The sequence below is a fragment of the Cupriavidus neocaledonicus genome, from assembly GCF_000372525.1.
Classification (GTDB): Bacteria; Pseudomonadota; Gammaproteobacteria; order Burkholderiales; family Burkholderiaceae; genus Cupriavidus; species Cupriavidus neocaledonicus.
Genome location: NZ_AQUR01000102.1, coordinates 49,404 through 62,990, shown reverse-complemented (window position 1 = coordinate 62,990; position 13,587 = coordinate 49,404). Strand labels below are relative to the sequence as shown.

Here is a 13,587-nt window from a genome sequence, read left to right as displayed (position 1 = left end):
GCCGGGCTCAGGAGCGCGGCGGCGCCGTCGCTCGCAATCCGATCGGCGTGAGCGGCCCGCGCGAGGCCTGGGTCGGCGAGGCGCTGCGTTCCTGCGGCAGGTAGGGCCGGATCACCACCGCCACGTAGTCGTCTTCCTTGGGCGTTACCACGATGTACGCGAGCCCCGACATCACCAGCCCGACCTCGCCGAGTTCGGTGGCGATGCGCGCGACGATGAAGCGCTGCAGCAGCATCGGGTTGACGCTGTCGTCGATGGCAAGCGCGGCGGTGCAGATGGTCAGGAAGCAGCGTTCGACCTCGCGGCACACCACCACCACTTCATCGATGGCGTAGCCGGCGCGGCTGGCGCGCACCAGCACCGACACCCCGGCACTGGGCGCGGCCCGGTGCCATCCCGGCTTGACCTTGAAGCTGGGCAGCGCCAGGCCGGAACCGGTGTCCTGCGCGACGGTGTTGAAACGCTGGGCGAAGTCCGAAGGCGTGATCGCAAGCAGCTGGCGCTCGACCGGTGCCGACGACACCGACACCGACGAGGCCAGGACCACGGTGGACAGAATGCTGGCTAGGTTCATGGCTTCCTCGCAACGGCTATACGCTCCCCCGCGCTGTCTGGCCCGGCAGCACACGGCCGCAAGCTGCGCCGCGGCGGGAAGGCCGGCGTTGCGGGTGCTCGCCGGCACCTGCCGCACGCCAGTTATTGCCAGCATTTCCTTCACTATAGACAGGACCGCGCGCCAGCACAGGACGGAACGCAAGCGCCACGCCAGGCGCCACGTCGCCTCTGCGCGCAGCACCGCCGGCGCACTGCGGCGGCTCAGCCACGCGCGCCATGCAGTTTCTGCAGCGGCTGTAAAAACTACGGCGCATGCGGCACCGCGCCGCGCCGGCGGCGGGGCCCCTTGGCGCACAGTCCCCGCCGTGGCGCAGCGCATGCCGGTCCGACGCTTTGCCGGCCCACTTTGCGTTGCGGGAACGGAGCTTGCAGGCCAATGACAGGTGCGGGCCGAACCGCAGGCCCGCCAGCATGCAGAGGAGGGCCTTATGACCGCACCCTACCGCTCCCGCATAACCACGCTGGCGCTGCCGCTGGCCGTGCTGGCCATGGCGGCCTCGCAGCCGGTCATGGCGGCACCGACCGATGCCCCCGCGGCGCCGTCGTCCACGGGCCGCACCGCTGCGCCACGCGACACCGCCGCCGCCAGCGACCGCGCCATCACTGCCGAGGTGCAGGCGCGCCTGGCCAGCGCCCGCACGCTCGATCCCGCCAGGATCCGGGTTTCGACCACCGACGGCGTGGTCAAGCTGGAAGGTACCGTGCGCGACGACAAACAGCGTACGATGGCCATGGAACTGGCGCGTTCCGTGCGCGGCGTCAGCGCGGTTTCGGATGAACTGCGCGCCGGCACCGATTGACCACCTGTCGCCTCACCGGCAGCGCCATGCCAACCTTGATGGAGACGTGATGAGCACCCATCGCCAGCCCGACCACGACACCACCCGCCGCCGCAGCGAGCCCCGCGACCCGCACAAGGGCGGCCCGGACACCGAGCACGAGCGCGGCAAGCCGGGACGCGACCGGCGCCATGATGTCGAGCGCGAGCACGACATTCCCGACGAGAACGGCGAGCCGCCCTCGGTCAGGCGCCCCGGCGGCAAGCCGCACGAAAGCGAGCCGCCGGTCGAGAACTACTGACCCCGAGTGCAACCCGAGCGAGCCGCCTCGCATCTACCCGCACAGGAGGCATGATGAGCAAGACCGTACGAACCGGCCCCACCCGGCATGCCGGCACCCGCACCGATCGCGTGGGCAGCGCGCCAGCGGGGCGGCGCGAAGGCGCGCAAGCCGCCTCCGGCCGCGGCCGTTCGCGCCAGAACACTGCCACCGGCGCGGCCCGCGCCGCGGCCGGCAACATCCCCAGCACGCTGGACCCGGACCTGAACCAGGAAACCGACGATATCGAGAACGAGCTCGAGCAGCGCGATGAAGACGCGCACAGCCCCGAGGAAGAGGAAACTCCGGAAGAAGAGATCGCCGATGAAGTGGTGCGCGCAGCCGAGGCCCTGCCTGCCGACGTGCCGGTCGACAAGGCCGACCGCACCGACGACCGCGAAGAGAACCCGCCGCGGCCACCCCGCCTGGATTAGCCGGGCACCATGGGCGGGGCACCATGGCGCCGCCACCCGGCCCCACCGGCCGCGCCCCCCCCGCGGCTCCGCATGCTACGGAGCCGCGCGGGGTCATTCGGACGCCAGGATGCCGTAGGGCCGCACCCGGATGTGGTTGATCACGTCCTGCACGCCGAACACGCGCTCGGCAACTTCTTCGATGTCGTACTTGCTGCGGCGATCGCCGACGTGGCCCTCCAGCGTCACCAGGCCGTCCTGCACCCGCACCGTGACTTCGCTGACATCAAGTTCCTGCGCATGCGCGAGCCGGTCGCAGACTTCGTCGTGGATGCGGTCGTCGCCGCGGCGGTAGTTCTTCGGGCCGCCCCCGCGATAACCCCGGTGCGCCGGCACGTCCCAGTCGTCCGCGCCGTAGCCTCGCGCGCCTTCTGCAGTCCCATAGGGCGCGCCGGCCGGCCCGCCGTACCAGTCGCGCCGGCCCTCCCAGCGCTCTTCACCATACGGTACGCGGCGCCGCGACCATTCGTCTTCATAGCGTTCCTCGTCCCAGGGTTCCGTTGCGGGCCCCCGGCGCCCGTACCAGCCTTGCCCGGCGCCCTCGGCCGGACGCGTGTCATCGCGCGGCAAGCGCTCGGCGGTATTGCCATAGCGGCCCGCGGTCAGGTTGCGCTGCCTGCGGTTGCGCGCCTGCGCGGGAATGCCGCTATAGCCCTGGTCGTTGCTGCCGTACTGGTGATCGGGGCGCCTGCGCAGGTAATCATCGTCACGGTGTTTCATTGAAGTCCTCCTTGGCGTGCCCGGTGGTGCGCCGCTCGTTCCACCCGCCTTGCGGCACCTCGAAACACGCCACCAGGGGCAGGTGATCCGAGGCCACGCGCGCCAGCGGCGAACGGTGGCTTGCCACCGACACCAGGTGCGCGCGCGGCGACACCCAGATGCGATCCAGCGCGAACAGCGGCAGCCGCGATGGAAAAGTCGCCGTGTGCGGGGTGTGTTCGAAATAGGCGTGCAGCCAGCGCAAGGGCCTGCCCCACAAGAACCATTCGTTGACGTCGCCTAGCAGGATGGTGGGCAATGGCGGCGCGGCGGCGACGTAGTTCAGCAACTGCTGCACCTGGTGGCGGCGCTCGCCGGGGCGCAGCCCCAGGTGCGTGGCGATCACGCGCAGCGGGTTGGCGCAGCCGGAGGCAGTGCAGACCACGGTGGCGTCGATGGCGCCGCGCGGCTCGCAGCCCTTGACGGTCAGGTCGATCTGGTTCACGGCCTCGGGGGCGAAGCGCGTCAGCAGCGCATTGCCGTAGTCGACACTGCCACGCACGCGCGTAAAGCCCGACACCACGTGCATGCCGGTATGCCCGGCCAGGTATTCCAGCGTGTGGTCGTTGCTGCTGCCCGATTCCACTTCCTGCAGCGCCACGATATCGGCGTCGAGCTCGGCCAGTACCGCGGCGATCCGGTCAGGACAATAACGTCGGTCGGTGCCGACGGCGCGGTGGATGTTGTAGCTGACCACCGTCATCTGGGCCAGGCCCGCCGCGCGCGTCGGCGGACAATGCAATGCCGCCGGTGCCCCGGCCACCGCCGGGGTAGCGCCGGGCTCACGCGCGTGGGCAGGATTTACAAGGGACGGTAAGTCCGGTTGCATTCGCATGGCCGGTCTCGGTGAGCGGTTGGAAGCCGCGATCCTCAGGCCCCGTCGAGGAACTGGTTGGGCCTGCCGATGCGGCGGCCCAGGTCAGGGCTTTCCCAGCGGGCGCCTTCCATATACGGGTCCGGCGTGCGCTGCATGGTGGTGCCCGGAATGCCGGGCTGCGCCGGCATGGTCGATGGCTGCGCCTCCGGCGCGGGGGCCGCAGGTGCCGTTGGGGCGAGGTCGGTACGCGTCGGCGCATTGGCGCCTTGCGTGTAAGGGTCAAACTTCTCGGTGCTGCGCGCGCCCTGCGAATACGGGTCGTAGGAGCCGCGCGGCGTACCCGGCGTCTGGGCCATGGCGGGGATGGCGGCCGCCGCCACGGCAATGGCAGCGAGCAGTCGGCTGGTGCGGATATGCTTCATGGTTACCTCCGTTAGGGCGCGATGTGCGCGCCAGTAACCATGGGCAAGCGAAAGGCGTGCCCGTACGCCTTTCGCGCCGCCGCGTGCCCGCCGTGGCGGGCCTCAGGCGATACTCACCTTGCCCGCCCCGGCGTTGCCCCGCGCCAGCACCGGCACCAGCGCCGCACCCGTATGGCTGGCGCGGTTGCGCGACAGCGCTTCGGGATCGGCCGCGCCGACGATGGTGCCGCCGCCCGCGCCACCCTCGGGACCGAGGTCGATGATCCAGTCGGCCTCGGCGATCACGTCGAGGTCATGCTCGATCACCACCACGCTGTGGCCGCCATCGGTGAGCCGGTGCAGCACGCGGATCAGGCGCGCCACGTCGGCCATGTGCAGGCCCACGGTGGGTTCGTCGAGCACGTACAGCGTGTGCGGTGCCTTCTGGCCGCGTCGCGTGATGTCGTCGCGCACCTTGCTGAGTTCGGTCACCAGCTTGATGCGCTGCGCCTCCCCGCCGGACAGCGTCGGCGACGGCTGGCCCAGCGTCAGGTAGCCCAGCCCCACATCCTTCATCAGCTGCAGCGGGTGGGCGATGTTCGACATGGCCGAGAAGAACGCCACCGCCTCGTCGATCTCCATGGTCAGCACCTCGCCGATATTCTTGCCGCGCCAGGTCACGGCCAGGGTCTCGGGGTTGAAGCGCTGCCCGTGGCAGACATCGCACGGCACCTTCACGTCCGGCAGGAAGCTCATGCCGATGGTGCGCACGCCCTGCCCTTCGCACGCCGGGCAGCGCCCGTCGCCGGTGTTGAACGAGAAGCGCGACGCGGTGTAGCCGCGTGCGCGCGCTTCCAGCGTATCGGCGAACAGCCGGCGGATGGTGTCCCACACGCCGATATAGGTCGCCGGGCAGGAGCGCGGGGTCTTGCCGATCGGGGTCTGGTCCACTTCCAGCACGCGGTCGATCGATTCCCAGCCGGTAATCGCCTCGCAGCCATGCCAGTTGTGCTGGACGTTGAGCGGCTTCCTGGCGCTGGCCTTGCCCGCGCCGTTCTCATCCTTGGCCGCATTGCGCGCGCGCCGGGTCGCCGGCGACGACAGCACCGAGCGGCCCACCGCATCGAGCAGGTTGGTCATCAGCACATCGCGCGCCAGCGTCGACTTGCCCGAGCCCGATACGCCGGTGATCGCCACCAGCCGCGACAGCGGCAGGCGCGCGGTCACGTGGCGCAGGTTGTGCAGCGACGCGCCGTGCACCGTCAGCCATTCGGGCGGCTCCGCCGGCTTGCCCGCCGCGCCGGGACTGACCTTGCGCCGCGGCTGCAGCGGATGGACGATCGGGTTGGCCAGGAACTGGCCGGTCGTGGAAGCCGTCGCCGCGGCCAGCTCGGCCACGCCGCCCTGCGCCACCAGCGTGCCGCCACGCTTGCCCGCGCCCGGGCCGATGTCGATGATGTGGTCGGCGCGGCGGATGGTGTCTTCGTCATGTTCCACCACCACCAGCGTGTTGCCCTTGTCGCCCAGCTTGCGCAGCGCGTCCAGCAGGATCTGGTTGTCGCGCGGATGCAGGCCGATGGTGGGCTCGTCCAGCACGTAGCACACGCCCTGCAGGTTGCTGCCGAGCTGCGCCGCCAGGCGGATGCGCTGGGCCTCGCCGCCGGACAGGCTGGGCGCGGCACGGTCCAGGCTCAGGTAGCCCAGTCCCACTTCTTCCAGGAACTGCAGGCGGCTGCCGATCTCGCTGACCACGTCGCGCGCGATCTCGGCATCGCGCCCGGCCAGGCGCAGGCCGTCGACCCAGCGGCGGGTCTCCGAGACGGTCCACTGCGCCACGTCGACAATCGCGTTCTCATTGAAGGTCACCGCGCGCGCCACCGGGTTCAGGCGGGTGCCGTGGCAGTCCGGGCACGGCGTGTCGACCACGCCTTCGGGTTCCTGCTCTTCCGACGGCAGGCTCTGCTCGCGGCCGCGGTTGTCGTCGGCCAGCACGGTGTCGTCGAAGGCCGCGCGCTGCTCGCGCGTCAGCGCCAGCCCGGTGCCGACGCAGGTGCCGCACCAGCCGTGCTTGCTGTTGTACGAGAACATGCGCGGGTCCAGTTCCGGATAACTGGTGCCGCATTGCGGGCAGGCGCGCTTGGTCGAGAACACCTTGACCTCGCCCACGTGCGCGGTGCCGCCGTTGTGCATGGCATGGTCCAGTCCGTCCAGCGGTGCCAGCAGGTGCATCACGCCCTTGCCGGCTTCGAGCGTCTGCGCCAGCAGCGCGCGCAGCCCGGCCTCGTTCTCGGCCGACACCACCAGGTCGCCGACGGGCAGCTCGATGGTGTGCTCGCGGAAGCGGTCCAGCCGCGGCCACGGGTCCACCGGCAGGAATTCGCCGTCGACGCGCAGGTGCGTGTTGCCGCGCGCCTTGGCCCACTTGGCCAGGTCCGTGTAGACCCCCTTGCGGTTGACCACCAGCGGCGCCAGCAGGCCCACGTGCTGGCCGCGATGGTCGCGCAGCAGCTGCGCGGCGATCGATTCGGGGCTCTGCGAGGTCACCGGCGCGCCGTCATGCACGCAGTGCTGGATGCCGAGCTTGACATACAGCAGGCGCAGGAAGTGCCAGACCTCGGAGGTGGTCGCCACCGTGCTCTTGCGGCCGCCGCGCGACAGGCGCTGCTCGATCGCCACCGTCGGCGGGATGCCGTAGACCGCGTCCACCTCGGGACGCCCCGCGGGCTGCACGATCGAACGCGCATAGGCGTTGAGCGATTCCAGGTAGCGGCGCTGGCCCTCGTGGAACAGGATGTCGAAGGCCAGCGTCGACTTGCCGGAGCCCGACACGCCGGTGACCACATTGAACTTGCCGTGCGGGATGTCGACGTTCAGCGCCTTCAGGTTGTGCTCGTGCGCATTGACGATGCGCACCACGTCCTCGCCTTCCACCTCGCGGCGCGCGCGTCGCGCCTGCAGCGCGGCCTGCAGCGGCACGCCTTCGGCCTCGGTGCTTTCCACGCGTTCGGCGGCCAGCGTGCCGGCTTCCCCGAGGGCCGCGTCATAGTGGATCAGCGCCTGGCCGGTATGCGACCCGGCGCAGCGCTTCACGTCTTCGGGGGTGCCGGTGCAGACCACGCGCCCGCCCGCGTCGCCGCCCTCGGGACCGAGGTCGATGAGCCAGTCGGCGGCGCGGATCACGTCCAGATTGTGCTCGATCACGATCAGCGAATGGCCGCCATCGAGCAGCTTGCCGAAGGCCCGCATCAGCTTGGCGATGTCGTCGAAATGCAGGCCCGTGGTGGGCTCGTCGAACATGAACAGCCGGCGCGGCAGGTTGCTGGCGCGGGTGCGCGACGGCGTCGCCTGCGCGGCTTCTGCGAGGAAGCCGGCCAGCTTCAGGCGCTGCGCCTCGCCGCCCGACAGCGTCGGCACCGGCTGTCCCAGCTTCATGTATTCGAGCCCGACATCGACGATGGGCTGCAACACGCGCAGCACCGCCGCGTCGCCGGCAAAGCAGGCCGCGGCTTCGCTGACGGTCAGTTCCAGCACGTCGGCGATGCTGAGCAGGCGTGGCGGCTGGCCGGGCGCGGCGCGCTCGATCTTCACCTCCAGCACTTCCGCACGGTAGCGGGTGCCGTCGCAGTCCGGGCAGCGCAGGTAGACGTCGCTGAGGAACTGCATCTCGACGTGCTCGAAGCCGGAGCCGCCGCAGGTCGGGCAGCGCCCGTCGCCGGAGTTGAAGCTGAAGGTGCCGGCGGTATAGCTGCGCTGCAGCGCCAGCGGCGCCCTGGCGAAGAGCTTGCGGATCTCGTCGAAGGCGCCGACATAGCTGGCCGGGTTGGAGCGCGCGGTCTTGCCGATCGGCGACTGGTCGACGAAGACCACGTCGTCGACCAGCTCGGCGCCGGTCAGCTCGCGGAACGCGCCCGGCGACTCGGTGGCCTTGCCGAAGTGCCGCGCCATGGCGGGATACAGCACGTCCTGCAGCAGCGTGGACTTGCCCGAGCCGGACACCCCGGTCACGCATACCAGCCGCTGCAGCGGGATCTCCACCGTGACGTCCTGCAGGTTGTGCTCGGTCGCGCCCGCCAGCACGATGCGCGGCAGCTCGCCGTCGACCGGCCGGCGCTGCCAGTGCGAGGCATCGGCCACGCGGCGGCGCCCGCCCAGGTAGTCGCCGGTCAGCGTGCCGGCCCGGCGGATATCCGCCGGCGTGCCATCGAAGATGATGTTGCCGCCGCGCTCGCCAGGGCCGGGGCCCATGTCGATCAGGCGGTCGGCGGCCAGCATCACCGACGGATCATGCTCCACCACCACCAGCGTGTTGCCCGCGTCGCGCAGCCGGTGCATGGCCTCGACGATGCGGTTCAGGTCGCGCGGGTGCAAGCCGATGCTGGGCTCGTCCAGCACGAACAGCGTGTTGACCAGCGAGGTGCCCAGCGCCGTGGTCAGGTTGATGCGCTGCACCTCGCCGCCGGACAGCGTGCGGCTCTGGCGGTCCAGCGTCAGGTAGCCCAGGCCGACGTCGCACAGGTATTTCAGGCGCGTGCGCACTTCGGCCAGCAGCAGCTTGAGCGCATCGTCCAGCATCGCGCTGGGCAGCGACAGCGCGTCGAAGAAGCGGCGGATCCGCTCGATCGGCAGCAGCATCAGGTCATGCACGGTCAGGCCCGGCAACGCCTCCAGCTGCGCGCGGTCCCAGTCGACACCGCGCGGCAGGAAGCGGCGCTGCGGCGCCAGCACGGCATCGGCATTGTCCTTCGAGCCCAGTCGCCACAGCAGCGACTCGGTCTTCAGGCGCGCGCCGCCACAGGTTTCGCACGGCGTGTAGCTGCGGTACTTCGACAGCAGCACGCGGATGTGCATCTTGTAGGCCTTCGACTCGAGGTAGTTGAAGAACCGCATCACGCCATACCACTGCTTGTTCCACTGCCCGTTCCAGTCCGGCGAGCCGTGGATGACCCAATCGCGCTCGGCCCGGGTCAGTTCCGACCAGGGCGTGTCGCGCGGGATGCCTGCCTTGCCGGCATAGCGCATCAGGTCATCCTGGCATTCCTTCCACGCCGGCGTCTGCATCGGCTTGATCGCACCGCCGCGCAGCGTCTTGCGCGCATCGGGAATCACCAGCCCCAGGTCGACGCCGATCACGCGGCCGAAGCCGCGGCAGGTTTCGCAGGCGCCGTAGGCCGAGTTGAAGGAAAACAGCGCGGGCTGCGGGTCGGCATAGCGCAGGTCGCTGTCCGGGCTGTGCAGGCCGGTGGAATAGCGCCACACCGGGCCATCGTCGCCATCGGTCAGCACGTAGATGTTGACGCGCCCGCCGCCCCGCCTGAGCGAGGCCTCGATGGCCTCGACCACGCGCACTTTCTCGGCATTGCCGAGGCGGAAGCGGTCCGCCACCACGTCGAGCAGCTTGCGCGCGCCGGTGGGCGACTGCACCACGCGCTGCGCCTGCACGCGCGTATAGCCGCTCACCGACAGCCATTGCTGCACTTCCTCGTCGGTGGCCGATTCCGGCAGCTCCACCGGGAACGTCACCACCAGCCGCGCGTCGTGGTACGGCTGGCCGGCCGCCGTGCGCGCGACCAGTTCGGCGTAGATGGTTTCGGGCGAGTCATGCCGCACCGGCTGCGCGGTCTGCTTGTCGAACAGCTCCGCCGCGCGCGCATACAGCAGCTTCAGGTGGTCGTTCAGCTCGGTCATCGTGCCGACCGTCGAACGCGAACTGCGCACCGGATTGGTCTGGTCGATGGCAATGGCCGGCGGCACCCCATCCACGCGCTCGACCTGGGGTCGGTCCATCCGGTCCAGGAACTGGCGCGCGTAGGCGCTGAAGGTCTCGACGTAGCGGCGCTGGCCTTCGGCATAGAGCGTGTCGAACACCAGGCTGGACTTGCCGGAGCCCGACGGCCCGGTTACCACGGTCATCTCGCCGGGGCGCAGGTCGAGATCGACATCCTTGAGGTTGTGCTGGCGGGCGCCGCGAATGCGGATTAGCTGCTTGCTCGACACGATTTCTCTTTCGGATCAGGACGTTAAGGGAGTGCCGGGAGGGCCCCGGACCACTGTACATCCATACAGTCTATCAGGTTGGAAAGGAATTCGTATCGATTGCGCGAATCGGCAGGCTGCCGGCCCGGCGGGTGCCCGGACTCCGGCCGGGGCGGCGTTTCACGCCTTGCGCGGCGCCGCCGTGGAACCCCGCACGATCAGGTGGGGCTGCAATTGCACGGTGACCGGATCGGAGGCCGGCTTGCTGATCTTCCTGAGCAGAAGGCGCGCCGCTTCCTCGCCCATCTCGTGCACGGCGATCCGGATGGTCGTCAGCGGCGGCGTCAGTGCATCGACGAACGGCATGTCGTTGTGGCCAATGACCGAGATGTCGTCGGGGCAACGCAGGCCCTGCTCGCGCAGGTAGTCGTAGCAGCCCATCGCGACCAGGTCATTGGCCGCCGCAATCGCGGTCAGCGCGGGAAACACGGTCATCAGCTGCGCGCAGGCGACCCGGCCCGCATTGCGGGAATAGCTGGATGCCTCGACCACGTGCCAGTCCGCGCGACGCAGGCGATGGCGCCTGACGGCCTGGATAAAGCCCTCGCGGCGCAGGTAGCCGGTCGACAGCGATGCCGGCCCGGCGATATGCCCGATGCGGCGATGACCCAGTTCCATCAGGTGATCGACGGTCAGCTGCATGGCGCGCACGCTGTCGCTCACGACGGAGGACACGCTGCCCGACCCTTCGCCCCGGTTGACCGTCACCACGGGAACCTGCCGTGCCAGGCAATACTCGAGCAACGGATCCTCGCGTTCCGCGGTGGCTAGCACCAGCCCTTCGACCTGCCGCCCGAGCAGCTGGTCGATCACGAACCGCTGCCGGCGCTTGTCGCTTCCCGCGTTGACCACGATCGGCACATAGCCCTGCTGCGCGAGCACCACCTCGATCCCGGCCAGGATCGGCGGAAACACGGGGTTGGCAATATCGGGCAGCACCACGCCGATCAGCCCGGAACGCTGGGTGCGCAGGCCGGCGGCAATGCGGTTGGGGGAAAAGCCGTGCGCCTCGGCCACGGCCAGCACGCGCGCCGCCACGTCCTCCGCCACGAGATGCCGCGTCGCCGGGTTCATCACCCGCGACACGGTCGAGTAATGCACGTCGATCTCGGCAGCCAGGTCTTTGAGAGTGAGGCGCTTGCGCTCGGACATGTAGGGTGAAGGCCGGGAAGGATGGGAGTACGCCATTTTAAGCCAGCGCGCAATCCGTCTTGCCGCACCCCGGCCCGCCCGGCCCGTCCGGCGCTATTGCCCCGCAAGCGCCCCGGATTGGCGGATGACCGGCGCAAGCTTGCCGATCTCTGCCTGGATATACGACGCGAACTCCTGCGGTGACGAGCGCTTCGGCTCCGCGCCCTGCGCCGCCAGCCGCTCGCGCACGTCGGGCGCGGCCAGCGCCTTGCCGATGTCGGCGTTGAGAGTATCGACGATCTCCTTCGGCGTGCCGGCAGGCGCCAGGATGCCAAACCACGAGTCGAAGGCATAGCCCGGCAGGCCGGATTCCGCCACGGTCGGAATATCGGGCAGCGAACTGCTGCGTCGGGCCGTGGTGACCGCCAGCGCGCGCAGCTTGCCCTGCCGCACGAAAGGCATGGCCGACACCGTCGGGGCGAACATCATGTCGCCGCGGCCGGCCATGACGTCGGTCAGCGCCTCGCCCGTGCCCTTGTACGGGATATGGACGATGTCGATGCCGGCCTGCATCCTGAACATCTCGCCACTGAGATGCGTGGAGCTGCCGGAGCCGGCCGAATCGAAATTCAGCTTTCCGGGCGCCGCCCTGGCAGCCGTCACCAGGTCGTGCACCGATTTGTACTTGCTGCCGGCGCTGACCACCAGCACGTTGGGCACCGTCGCCACCAGCGACACCGGCGCGAAGTCCTTGACCGTGTCGTAAGCCAGCCTGGGATACAGCGTGGCGTTGATTGCATGGCCCACCGACACCAGGATCAGCGTGTAGCCATCCGGCGCCGCCTTGGCGACGCCGGTCGCGCCGAGCGTGCCGCCGGCGCCCGGGCGATTGTCGACGATCACCTGGTAGGTGCCGCCTTCGCTCATCTTGGTGCCGATGATGCGCGCCAGGATGTCGGTGGCGCTGCCCGCCGAAAACGGCACCACCAGGCGGACCGGCTTGGCGGGGTACGGCGCCTGGGCCACCGCGGCGGGCGCGGCGGCAAGCAACAATGACGAGCTCAGCGCCACCACGGCGCCTCGGATGGATCGAATCATGGTCTGTCTCCTCACTACCGGATCGGGTCGAAGCGGCACGCCTCAGAAGAAATGGCGCATGCCCAGGGCAAAGGTCTGCGGGTCGGCGCCGGCGCTGACACCCAGTTCATTGATGGCAAAGTCGTAGATCGCATTGCGCTTGTTATCGATGCGGCTGTAATAGGCGTACAGCGCGGTGCGCTTGGACAACGGATAGTCGTAGCCCACCGTCACCTGCGTGGCCCCCGTCTCCGCGCCGCTGCGGAAAAAGCCTACCGTCTCCGTGGCGCTGCCGGCGCCGTTGCCGGCCAGCGCCACGCCCACGCGCACGCTGCCCGGGCCCAGCTTCTGCACCAGCGACGCGTAGTAGCCGTTGCGCGTCAGGTCGCCGGTGGCGGTGCGGTAGTGCAGCCGCTCATAGACCAGCGCGACGGTCGTGCTGGGAAACTTGTAGGACACGCCCGCCTTGATCGCATCGTCATTGCGGCCGGCGGTCTGGTAGTGCTGGTGGAGTTCGTAGGCCAGCACCACGTTGAGCGGGCCGTTGTCATAGGCCGCGGAAAAGGAGTACAGCCCCGGATTGCGCGGCACGCTGATCTTTTCCTCGTTGATACCCCAGGCCGCGGCACCGCTGAACCCTGCCAGCGCGGGTGTCTTGTAGACAATGATGTTCTTCTGGCGGCGGTCGAACGCGCTGGTATCCTGCACGTTGTCGGTGCTCGACGCCGACCCGTTGCCCATCAGCGCCATATAACCAGCGGTGGTGGGGTAATACGGGTCGTAGCCCGCGGTCGCCTCGGTATAGGGCGTCTGCCAGTGGCCCATGAACAGGGTGCCGGCCTTGCCCTGCAGGCCGATGCGCGAATTGCGGCCAGCGATCTGGCCCTGGCCGTTATCCAGCGACAGATTGCTCTCGATCTGCCAGATCGCCTTCAGGCTGCCGCCCAGTCCTTCTTCTCCGCGCATGCCGAAGACAGAGCGGTTGTTGGTCAGGCGTCCGGCGCCGCCAAGATCCGTCCCGTCGGTGGCCGTGCTGGCCCGGGCATACTCGAGTGCCGTGTTCAGGCGCCCGTACAGGGTCACGGTGGACTGGGCGCCGGCCTGCCCGGCCCAGCCGGCCGCGGCGCTGGCGGCCAGCAGCCAGGCGCTTGCGCGCATGAGGGCGATTGTCATGGGTGTCTCC

Annotated in this window: 11 protein-coding genes; 3 read left to right on the top strand and 8 right to left on the bottom strand. The window is 69.5% G+C overall.

Annotation, left to right across the window (positions count from 1 at the left end; all coding sequences use genetic code 11):
• Positions 1–7: 7 nt before the first annotated feature.
• A complete protein-coding gene (locus tag A3AG_RS0120435) occupies positions 8–574 on the bottom strand; it encodes a hypothetical protein (protein WP_018007216.1) in 567 nt (188 codons plus the stop codon).
• Between the two features lie 469 nt (positions 575–1,043).
• On the opposite strand from A3AG_RS0120435, the gene A3AG_RS0120430 reads away from it, so the two are divergent.
• From A3AG_RS0120430 to A3AG_RS0120420, 3 genes are read left to right on the top strand one after another with little or no spacing between them, the layout of a single operon-like run.
• The gene (locus tag A3AG_RS0120430) at positions 1,044–1,415 is read left to right on the top strand and encodes a BON domain-containing protein (protein ID WP_018007215.1); all 372 of its coding nucleotides are present in this window, start codon (positions 1,044–1,046) and stop codon (positions 1,413–1,415) included.
• Between the two features lie 49 nt (positions 1,416–1,464).
• The gene (locus A3AG_RS0120425; protein WP_018007214.1) at positions 1,465–1,695 is read left to right on the top strand and encodes a hypothetical protein; all 231 of its coding nucleotides are present in this window, start codon (positions 1,465–1,467) and stop codon (positions 1,693–1,695) included.
• Between the two features lie 53 nt (positions 1,696–1,748).
• A complete protein-coding gene (locus tag A3AG_RS0120420) occupies positions 1,749–2,147 on the top strand; it encodes a hypothetical protein (RefSeq protein WP_018007213.1) in 399 nt (132 codons plus the stop codon).
• A 93-nt stretch (positions 2,148–2,240) separates the two neighbouring features.
• Here A3AG_RS0120420 and A3AG_RS0120415 read toward each other — a convergent pair whose 3' ends face one another.
• The 7 genes from A3AG_RS0120415 to A3AG_RS0120385 all read right to left on the bottom strand — a co-directional run bounded on the left by A3AG_RS0120415 (position 2,241) and on the right by A3AG_RS0120385 (position 13,562).
• Positions 2,241–2,906 (bottom strand): BON domain-containing protein, encoded by a 666-nt coding sequence (locus A3AG_RS0120415; protein ID WP_018007212.1) that lies wholly within the window; start codon positions 2,904–2,906, stop codon positions 2,241–2,243.
• A complete protein-coding gene (locus A3AG_RS0120410) occupies positions 2,893–3,780 on the bottom strand; it encodes an endonuclease/exonuclease/phosphatase family protein (protein ID WP_018007211.1) in 888 nt (295 codons plus the stop codon). The genes A3AG_RS0120415 and A3AG_RS0120410 overlap by 14 nt, the downstream gene beginning before the upstream one ends.
• A 35-nt stretch (positions 3,781–3,815) precedes the next feature.
• Entirely contained in the window at positions 3,816–4,184 is a 369-nt protein-coding gene (locus A3AG_RS0120405) for a hypothetical protein (protein WP_018007210.1), read from the bottom strand.
• Between the two features lie 102 nt (positions 4,185–4,286).
• The gene (uvrA, locus tag A3AG_RS0120400) at positions 4,287–10,157 is read right to left on the bottom strand and encodes an excinuclease ABC subunit UvrA (protein WP_018007209.1); all 5,871 of its coding nucleotides are present in this window, start codon (positions 10,155–10,157) and stop codon (positions 4,287–4,289) included.
• A 159-nt stretch (positions 10,158–10,316) separates the two neighbouring features.
• Positions 10,317–11,348 (bottom strand): LacI family DNA-binding transcriptional regulator, encoded by a 1,032-nt coding sequence (locus tag A3AG_RS0120395; RefSeq protein ID WP_018007208.1) that lies wholly within the window; start codon positions 11,346–11,348, stop codon positions 10,317–10,319.
• A gap of 93 nt (positions 11,349–11,441) precedes the next feature.
• Complete coding sequence (locus A3AG_RS0120390; protein ID WP_018007207.1) at positions 11,442–12,425, bottom strand: tripartite tricarboxylate transporter substrate binding protein; 984 nt, start codon at positions 12,423–12,425, stop codon at positions 11,442–11,444.
• 42 nt (positions 12,426–12,467) lie between these two features.
• A complete protein-coding gene (locus A3AG_RS0120385; RefSeq protein WP_085958683.1) occupies positions 12,468–13,562 on the bottom strand; it encodes a porin in 1,095 nt (364 codons plus the stop codon).
• Between the last annotated feature and the right edge of the window lie 25 nt (positions 13,563–13,587).

Excerpts from the sequence above, each read along its gene's own strand:
- A3AG_RS0120435 (WP_018007216.1), bottom strand. The coding sequence starts at position 574 with ATGAACCTAGCCAGCATTCTGTCCACCGTGGTCCTGGCCTCGTCGGTG.
- A3AG_RS0120430 (WP_018007215.1), top strand. The coding sequence starts at position 1,044 with ATGACCGCACCCTACCGCTCCCGCATAACCACGCTGGCGCTGCCGCTG.
- A3AG_RS0120425 (WP_018007214.1), top strand. The coding sequence starts at position 1,465 with ATGAGCACCCATCGCCAGCCCGACCACGACACCACCCGCCGCCGCAGC.
- A3AG_RS0120420 (WP_018007213.1), top strand. The coding sequence starts at position 1,749 with ATGAGCAAGACCGTACGAACCGGCCCCACCCGGCATGCCGGCACCCGC.
- A3AG_RS0120415 (WP_018007212.1), bottom strand. The coding sequence starts at position 2,906 with ATGAAACACCGTGACGATGATTACCTGCGCAGGCGCCCCGATCACCAG.
- A3AG_RS0120410 (WP_018007211.1), bottom strand. The coding sequence starts at position 3,780 with ATGCGAATGCAACCGGACTTACCGTCCCTTGTAAATCCTGCCCACGCG.
- A3AG_RS0120405 (WP_018007210.1), bottom strand. The coding sequence starts at position 4,184 with ATGAAGCATATCCGCACCAGCCGACTGCTCGCTGCCATTGCCGTGGCG.
- A3AG_RS0120395 (WP_018007208.1), bottom strand. The coding sequence starts at position 11,348 with ATGTCCGAGCGCAAGCGCCTCACTCTCAAAGACCTGGCTGCCGAGATC.
- A3AG_RS0120390 (WP_018007207.1), bottom strand. The coding sequence starts at position 12,425 with ATGATTCGATCCATCCGAGGCGCCGTGGTGGCGCTGAGCTCGTCATTG.
- A3AG_RS0120385 (WP_085958683.1), bottom strand. The coding sequence starts at position 13,562 with ATGCGCGCAAGCGCCTGGCTGCTGGCCGCCAGCGCCGCGGCCGGCTGG.